Source organism: Bradyrhizobium sp. SHOUNA76 (assembly GCF_023006445.1).
Lineage (GTDB): Bacteria > Pseudomonadota > Alphaproteobacteria > Rhizobiales > Xanthobacteraceae > Bradyrhizobium.
Window position 1 is genome coordinate 1 of record NZ_JALBHA010000755.1, and the last position, 2,160, is coordinate 2,160.

The following is a 2,160-nucleotide window of genomic DNA, read 5'->3' on the forward strand; positions in this document are numbered from 1 at the left end:
GCTTTGGGGCGCCGGCATCGGCTGGCCCGGTTTCGCCGCGGTCGCATCGAGCGCCTCAGGCGCGCGCTTCATCGCGCCGAGCGCGGAGGAGATCGCGCGCATCCGCGCCAAGCATGCATTCCTGAAGCCGCTGACCGTGCCGGCCAACAGCTATCCGACGCAGACTGCACCGATCGCCTCGCTCGGCTCCTGGAGCTTCGTGCTGACGCGCGAGGATTTGCCGGATGATGTCGCCTATCGCCTCGCGAAGACGCTGCACGGCAACGAGGCGACGTTTTGCAAGAAGCTCGCCCAGGCCTGCGAGACCACAGCCGCGAATACGGTCGCGGCCGCGCCGAGGCCGGAGCTGATCCATCCCGGCGTGATGAAGTATTTTCGCGAGATCGGCGTGGTGAGGTGACGGTCGCCTTAAGCGATCGTCACTTCTTCACCAGCGCACACGCCTGGTCCGGCGGACCGAACGCCTTGTCGCCGGAGATCGTCGTGAGGATCTTGTAATAGTCCCACGGATATTTGCTCTCCTCCGGTGTCTTCACCTGCACCAGCCAGAGATCGTGCACCATCAGATTGTCCTCGCGCAATTTGCCGTTGCGAGCGAAGAAATCCTCGATCGGCTTCTCGCGCATCTTGGCGGCGACCTTGAGCGGGTCGTCGGTGCCGCTTTCCTTGATGGCGTTGAGATAGTGCATCACGCTCGAATAGACGCCGGCCTGCCACATCGACGGCATCTTGTTCATCTTGGCGAAATAGCGCTTCGACCATTCGCGGGTCTTGTCGTCCATGTCCCAATAGAACGACGTCGTCAGGAGCAGGCCTTGCGCCGCCTGCAGGCCGAGGCCGTGGATGTCGGTGATCAGCGCCAGCAGCGCCGCCATCTGCTGGCCGCCCTTGAACACGCCGAACTCCGAGCCGGTCTTGATCTCGTTCATGTTGTTGGGGGGACCGGCGGCAATGCCGATGATCTTGGCCTTGGACGCCTGCGCCTGCAGCACGAAGGAAGAGAGGTCCGGTGTTGCCAGCGGCGGCCGCACCGAGCCCAGCACCTTGCCGCCATTGGCGGTGACGACCGCGGAGGCGTCGCGCTCCAGCGAATGGCCGAAGGCGTAGTCGTCGGTGATGAAGAACCAGCTGTCGCCGCCGCGCTTGACCACCGCATCCGCGGTGCCGACCGCGAGCGCGCGGGTGTCGAACACCCACTGGATCGCATAGGGCGAGCAGAACTTGCCGTGGAAATCGGCGGTGCCGGTCGAGTGGGTGATGAACAGCCGCTTCTTCTCGTTGGCGACGTTCTGCACCGCAAGCCCGACCGCCGAGACCGGCACGTCGACGATCAGATCGACCTGGTCGACGTCGTACCACCGCCGCGCGATGGTGCCGCCGATGTCGGCCTTGAGCTGATGGTCGCCTATCACGATGCTGATCGGCTTGCCGAGCACGGTGCCGCCGAAATCGTCGATCGCCATCTGCGCCGCCGTCACCGAGCCCTGGCCGGTCGGCGCGGAGGCCGGGCCGTTCATGTCGGTGAGCACGCCGATCTTGACGACATCGTCGGACACCTGCGCCATTGCGGCGCCTGACATCAGAGCCGCCGTCAAGGCGGCCGCGACCGGTAGTCCAAATCTGGTTGGATTCACGCTTGTCCTCCCTGATCCGGCGCGTTGGCCGGTGTTGCTTTTTGCCGGGTACGGCCCGGCTGAATTGGTTTCTTTTGCAACTATTTTGGGGCGGGCGTCAATGTCAGGCTGCGAAGCGGATCTGTCCTGCGGATGAGGGATCATAGCCGGTCAGCTCCTCGGCGCGCTGCCGCAGCCGCCGTTCGTCCAGGAAGCGGAGCAGGGCCTGCATGGCGGGGCGGAAATAGCTGCGCTGCCGCATCGCGAGGTCAAAGTTCTCCCAGACCAGCGGCACGAAATCCAAACCGGCCGAGCGCGCGGTGGCGCGGGTCGCAATGCCGCAATCGGCCTGGCCGGCGCGGACCAGTTCGGCAAGGTCCGGACCCGTCAGGCACGGCACCTCGGCCCGCCGCAAATCACGCGTCGAGGCGCCCGCGCGCTTCAACAGCACGTCGAGCAGCATCTGCGCGCCCGTGCCCTGCTGCCGCCTCGCCATTTTGGCGCCGCGCGCGAGCACGTCGGTCAGGCCGTGCAGGTGCTTGGGATT

General features: G+C 65.6%; 3 protein-coding genes. 1 reads left to right on the top strand and 2 read right to left on the bottom strand.

What is annotated here, in order from left to right:
* Window positions 1-400 (top strand): TAXI family TRAP transporter solute-binding subunit (locus tag MOV74_RS36660; RefSeq protein ID WP_246932202.1); only part of this gene is annotated, 400 nt, incomplete at its 5' end.
* 19 nt (window positions 401-419) lie between these two features.
* Here MOV74_RS36660 and MOV74_RS36665 read toward each other — a convergent pair.
* Window positions 420-1,634 carry an ABC transporter substrate-binding protein gene (locus tag MOV74_RS36665; RefSeq protein ID WP_246932204.1) on the bottom strand — a complete coding sequence of 405 codons (1,215 nt, stop codon included), beginning with the start codon at window positions 1,632-1,634 and terminating at the stop codon, window positions 420-422.
* A 103-nt stretch (window positions 1,635-1,737) separates the two neighbouring features.
* Window positions 1,738-2,160 (bottom strand): substrate-binding domain-containing protein (locus MOV74_RS36670; RefSeq protein WP_246932206.1); only part of this gene is annotated, 423 nt, incomplete at its 5' end.